This is a genomic window from Neobacillus sp. FW104-15D2 (genome assembly GCF_058790155.1).
The window spans coordinates 108,661-114,662 of the sequence record NZ_JBYTCJ010000017.1 but is presented as its reverse complement, the minus strand read 5'-3'; the positions used below and the strand labels follow the sequence as shown (position 1 = coordinate 114,662).

General features: G+C 34.9%; 5 protein-coding genes and 1 pseudogene. 3 read left to right on the top strand and 3 right to left on the bottom strand.

What is annotated here, in order from left to right; all coding sequences use genetic code 11:
- Positions 1-376, bottom strand: a 376-nt coding sequence (locus tag AC3WR0_RS14785) for a CpsD/CapB family tyrosine-protein kinase (protein ID WP_492553028.1), incomplete at its 3' end; no start/stop codon positions are given.
- On the bottom strand, positions 360-1,058 hold the full coding sequence (locus tag AC3WR0_RS14780; RefSeq protein ID WP_492553027.1) for a YveK family protein: 699 nt from the start codon (positions 1,056-1,058) through the stop codon (positions 360-362). The genes AC3WR0_RS14780 and AC3WR0_RS14785, both read right to left, overlap by 17 nt.
- Before the next feature lie 509 nt (positions 1,059-1,567).
- Here AC3WR0_RS14780 and AC3WR0_RS14775 point away from each other — a divergent pair.
- Positions 1,568-1,924 (top strand): helix-turn-helix domain-containing protein, encoded by a 357-nt coding sequence (locus AC3WR0_RS14775; protein ID WP_492553026.1) that lies wholly within the window; start codon positions 1,568-1,570, stop codon positions 1,922-1,924.
- Between the two features lie 243 nt (positions 1,925-2,167).
- On the opposite strand, the pseudogene AC3WR0_RS14770 reads toward AC3WR0_RS14775, so the two are convergent.
- Positions 2,168-2,802: pseudogene (locus tag AC3WR0_RS14770) on the bottom strand (ATP-binding protein); the annotation flags it as partial.
- Positions 2,803-3,323: 521 nt separating this feature from the next.
- Between AC3WR0_RS14770 and AC3WR0_RS14765 the strand changes: the two are divergent.
- Together AC3WR0_RS14765 and AC3WR0_RS14760 are read left to right on the top strand one after the other, a co-directional pair.
- Positions 3,324-5,375, top strand: coding sequence for a DUF7507 domain-containing protein (locus AC3WR0_RS14765; RefSeq protein WP_492553025.1), 2,052 nt, complete (start codon positions 3,324-3,326; stop codon positions 5,373-5,375).
- A gap of 49 nt (positions 5,376-5,424) precedes the next feature.
- The gene (locus AC3WR0_RS14760; RefSeq protein ID WP_492553024.1) at positions 5,425-5,592 is read left to right on the top strand and encodes a hypothetical protein; all 168 of its coding nucleotides are present in this window, start codon (positions 5,425-5,427) and stop codon (positions 5,590-5,592) included.
- Positions 5,593-6,002: the final 410 nt, after the last annotated feature.

Sequence of the window (6,002 nt, the reverse complement as noted above, 5' to 3'; positions counted from 1 at the left end):
AATCTAACCCTTTTACTTCTGTATTTTTAATTGCATCCTCAACCCTACTTCTTCCATTCAATACACTGCTTAACCCAATAGAATTATCTATCTTAAATGAACAGCCAAGTATTGGATTTCTTAAGTTCGCATCAATTAAAAGAACTTTTTTTCCCTGCTGTGCTAATGATATTGAAAAATTTGCAGCGGTAGTTGATTTCCCTTCCTTTTGTTTTGGAGAAGTAATAATTATTGTTTTTGCTTTTATACAATCTATGGATGATAGAAAATTCGTTCGAATCGTTCGATATTGTTCGGAAATTTTACTTTTTTGGTTGGTAGCCGCAATTAAACTTATTTTTTTTGAAAGTGATGATTTCCTATTTATAAGATCCAAGCGATTCCCTCCTTACTTCTACCTTTACCTTCTTACTACTCTTCAAAAATGTGTTTTTTTGGTTTATTCGAGTTACACTTCCCAATACTGGGATCCCGAGTAATTGTTCGGCACTTCTTTTGGACTTTAAAGTATTGTCTAGAGACTCTAATAAAAATGTAAGACCGAAACCAGTGAGGATTCCAATTAATAACCCTAAAATAATATTTCTTTTTTTATTATCATTAATAGGAAAGGGATTTACCTCCGCTTTAGATAATATACTAATATTGTTAAATTTAAATAATTTAGGCATTTCTTGTTTAAAAACTTCTGCTGTTTTATCGGCAATTTCTGCTGCTTGTGTAGGATCAGAATCCACCACACTAATTTTTACGATTTGAGAGCTATTTATTCTCTCGGCTGAAATTTGCCCACTTAATGCTTCAGACGATGTTGTAAGATCTAGCTCTTTTACTACATTATTCAATAAAGCAGGCTCCTTTATCATTACCATCATGTTGGCCATGTTATCGTCATCTGCCCTGATAATGATTTTGGAAAAAGATTCATATAAGAGATTCGTGAAAAAAATACTATAAATACCACCAAAGGACGAAAAAATAATGCTTAGGATAATAATTAACCAAAACCGTTTCTTAATTACATCAAAAAATTTTTTTAAACTGTATTCATTTTCCAATTATTTCACCACTTTTTATCGATTTCCGTTCTTTTTAAAGAACCTTTATATAAACCTATAATAATTCTATATAAAGAACAAGTCAATATTTTATTTATAAAATTGTGTTAATATCTCACTTTTAAAAATCAAGCACCTATTTTCTAGGTACTTAAGTTATGGTTATTAAGAATTAAATTTTAATCGTGATAAACCCCAGCTGTAATTTGAACCTGTTCAGTCCCTATGTTGTTATATTAAAACGACATTTCTAGAAGTTTATTTGTATTTTCTTGTTAAAGTTCTTTAAAAAGAACAAAATTTGGTTTATAATATCCAATAGATAATAAAAATAATCAAGATACTGTTTAAACTTCATTGAGGAAAAGTACTCCAACCTGTTCTTCCATAAAACGAATTTCTACCTTTTGCAATTCTTACTATTTACTTCTTGTAATTCGTTAAGGTTTGAAAGCGTTTTAACACATTTATTAGATAAACCGTAAGAGATAGTTAGAGAGGAGAAGCTTATGATCGGGGAGCGGATAAAAAAATTAAGAGAAGAAAAGGGAATTACAATTTCTGTGCTAGCTGAACATGCTAATGTCTCAAAATCATATTTGAGCTATATAGAACGGAATCTCAATAAAAATCCATCTATTCATTTTTTAATGAAAATCGCTAAATCTTTAGAGGTTCCCATTGAATACTTACTGACTTGCATTGATCATGAAGAAAATCACTTAGGCAAAAAGGGAAAAAAAATTCTTGATGAAGAGTGGAAAAGAATAATTGAAAAGGCTATTGAAGATGGAGTAAATAAAGAAGATTTTAGAGAATATATTAACTTTATTAAATTTAAAATCTGGGAAAAAAATCAAGTTTGAATACCTTTAAAATTAAGTGGCTTATTACAATCGATGATAAAATACCAATTTATTAGTATAGGTAAGGGGATGGTGGATGGCCCATTAAGCAATCCATTGATTTTTAATTAGACTTGTTGCCAATTTTCATGATAAGAAGATGTTAAATACTAAATCCTCGTTACCGTTTACTTACAGTTTAGACAATTTTTATAAGTTTCAACACAAATATGTACAATTAGGCTTGTATAAGGATGAATAAAATTACTGGTTTTCTTTGGCTAAATGACCTTCTAAACGATAAGATTTCCCTACCTTTGTTACTACCACAGTCGCAGGGTGTAAATAGGATCTAAAATGGAGTTAGCGAGCTTTGGCTCCTGGAAGACTTCAACCCGTGCTTTATAGTTTACTTTCGTGGTAAATATCTTACAGCGTTTCTCGTAAAGTGTATCAATGAGTTGAAAAAACATCTTAGCATCCTCATGATCAATGAGTACATGCCCTATTTCATCAATAATTAATAGCTTGTACATTGCAAAGTGTTTCAACTGGCTTTCCAAGCGAATTCCAACTGCGCTCTTTTCAGATTCTGTATCGAATCATTACACTTAATAAAATACGAACTCGTTCGTTTCTTAGCTGCGTGGTTCCCAATGGATGTTGCCAAGTGGGATCTCCAACCGCACTCGGTCCTAAAAAGAAGATATTTTCTTTCTTCTCAATAAAACGAACGTTAAAAAATCGAAGATTTGTTGTTGATTGTTCGATGGTTGAAAGTCAAAATCATTTACTTCTTTTAAATGTGGAAACGCTCCTACTTTCACCATCGAGTGAATCATATTTTGTTCACGTACATTAATTTCGTATTTTGTTCTTTTTAAAAGAGTGTCCACGAATTACTGTTTTTATATTATCTTTCACAATTTCTGAAGGTACACCCCTATATGCTTCAAAAGGCTTCCGATAAAAAGGAGAGAAGTATATTTTGAGACTTAGTAATACTTAAATAAAACTCTGGCATAGCATATGGATTAGGATAGTAGTAACATGGCAACATTGACATCTACTAGTTCCCCATCTTTTGTTTCAAAGTGAATATTTTCCTTCTGCGATCCAAGCCCTTATTCTTCTACTAATTTACTTTTATTAATTTTCATTTTTAAATGCTCCATTACCATCCTAAATAATGAATATATAATCTTGCAGACTTTAATTAAAAAAGTACCTATTTTTGCAAATGTGAACCCTATCTTTACGAACTATATCCTAATACATTTCGATCTTTAGTAGATACAAACATTAAGCAATGTATAGTTTATCCTTAATATTTTAAAGTTGATTTTTATTCCTTGACACTCCCAGTTCTTCTGAGTTACATTCTTAATTAAGAACGAAAAATCATAAAGGGGGTTAGGACTTGAAACGTATTTTGAGTTTAATGCTTGTTTTGAACGTACTACTGTCGATATTTGGTTCTGTGGTTTTTGCTAGCAATGGACAAGCTGGCACAACTTTGAGTGCGACAGTAGCAGGAGAAGGTTTTAGTGTTAAGAAAGTGGCATATGATTGGATTCTAAAGAAATCTGTAGATAAGGAAACTCTAATTTTTCAACCCAATAAATCTATTGATTTATTATACACTTTGCAGGCCACCCGTTCACTAGCATCAGAAACAATCGAAAACGTTGTACGAGGTCAAGTTACTGTAACGAATGGCGGCAGTAGAACTACTAAAGGCTTGAAAATCGTCGCCTTTTTAGAAAACATAGAAGATGCTACTGTAACTATTATTCCTAGCGAACAGCTTCTACCGGGTCAAACTAAATCGTATCCGTACGAAATTTCTCTTAACGGCAAAAGTAATTCTACTTATAAAGTTATTGCTCAAGTCACAATTACAAACCATTCAGGCAGCTTGGGAACCCCGAAAGGTCCAACACCAAAGCAAGGTGGTATCCTGATCCCAGTCGACACTTCTTTACAAACAATTGACGGTACAGCTGTAATTAGTGATAGTTCCATATGTCCTGCAGGTTTTAATTGCACCAAAAGTCAGTCGGGTCCATGGACGATGAATGACAGCGGCACTGTCGAGTATAAGATGACAATAACCAATACCGGGACAACTGGATTAGCGGAGTCCGTACTGGTGAACAATGCTAAATTGGTGGAAGAAACGACCAAAGAGGAAAGAACAGCAGACAAAATCGTGATTCTTACGGCCGCTAATCCTGAAATTACTCTACAGAAAAGCGCATCTCCTTCAAATTATAATACTGTAGGAGATGTTATTAACTACAACTATTTGGTGAAGAATACTGGCAATGTATCACTGGCCGGCCCAATCTCAGTGGAAGATAACAAAGTACAAGTTGCCTGTCCGAGCATTGCTCTTGCTCCTGGAGAATCCGTAACCTGCCAGGCTCAATACACGATTACACAAGCAGACATTGATGACGGATCGGTAACGAACGTGGCCACAGCGTCGGCCAATGATGTTACCTCCAACCAGGCAACCCTAACGGTCCAAGCGGTCCAAAATAAATCGTTGAATCTAGAGAAAAACGCTTCCCTTGCCACTTACAGTGCAGTAGGCGAAATTATCAACTATAACTACGTGGTGACTAACACCGGCAATGTGTCGCTGGCTGGGCCAATCACAGTGCAAGACAACCAAGTACAAGTTACCTGTCCGAGCAGTGCTCTTTCTCCCGGTGAATCTGTGACCTGTCAAGCTCAATACACAATAAATCAAGCAGACATTGATGGCGGTTCTGTAACGAACGTGGCCACAGCGTCGGCCAATGGTATTACCTCCAACCAGGCGACCCTAACGGTCAATGGCATTCAGAATAAATCGCTGAATTTACAGAAAACCGCTTCCTTTACCACTTATAGTGCTGTAGGTGAAATTATAAACTATAACTATGTGGTGACGAACACCGGTAATGTGTCGCTGGCTGGGCAGATCACAGTGCAAGACAACAAAGTACAAGTTAGCTGTCCGAACAGTGCTCTTGCCCCTGGAGAATCCGTCACTTGCCAAGCTCAATACACGATTACCCAAGCGGACATTGATGGGGGATCGGTAACAAACGTGGCTACAGCATCGGCCAATGGAGTTACCTCGAATCAAGCTACACAAACGGTGAGATATATTCCTCCAGCGGATACTGTTCCACCTATTACTAAATACCATCTTGATCCCATATATTGTACCAGCTGTCAAGGTCAATATATTAAAGGATTCACAATAAGTCTCCAGGTTTCAGATAATCAGTCTGGAGTAAAAAGCACCTGGTATCAGATTGACGGTGGTGCCTGGACTGCCTATACAAAACCATTTGTTATTTATGCTGGGGTTACGCATATAGTAAGGTATTATAGCATTGATAATGCTGGAAACGAAGAAAAACCAAACATTATGGACTTTGATAAGGGCACTTTCACCGGTGCTGGATCTTACTAGCTTTTATCTACTACAATGTTTTCTAAAATGTTTGAAAAGGGTGAAAACAATGGAGAGTTTTTCAATAAAAAATAAGGAACAAATTAAAAAAACTTGGGTAAAACCTGTGTTAGATGTATTAGATATTAAGGAAACTGCATATTGGGAGTTTAAATTTGATCCTGAAACTGGATTTTATAAAAACACTTGGGTGGAAGATATATTGTGTAATTCATAGCTTTTTTATAGCACTTTGATGATAATTTTATTTAAAAAAACATTTTGCAGCGTTGTCAAAAGGTGAAAAACCCCCAAATAACGGACACATATAATCACAGTGTCCTTATTTGGGGGTTTTTTTGTGTCTAAGTTAGAAAATCTCTATTCATGATGAGTCCAGCGAGTATGAATAGCGGATTATTAAGAGAAAGTATATATAAACTGATTTTCAACTTAAAGGGATAGAAAAGAATTAAAATAAATTAAGAGCATCGGATTGAACTAACTCTTACATTCCTAAAACAAAGCTATCAATGGGACATAAATAAGCTTACCTCCGGTACAATACCTTGACTACCTATACATGGCACTTTTAAAGAATAACCAAACGATGGGGTACTATTACATATTAGTTAATTGTATTTTTCT

Bases quoted from the DNA above. Each gene is read 5' to 3' on its own strand.
- AC3WR0_RS14775 (WP_492553026.1), top strand. From the start codon at position 1,568: ATGATCGGGGAGCGGATAAAAAAATTAAGAGAAGAAAAGGGAATTACA.
- AC3WR0_RS14760 (WP_492553024.1), top strand. From the start codon at position 5,425: ATGGAGAGTTTTTCAATAAAAAATAAGGAACAAATTAAAAAAACTTGG.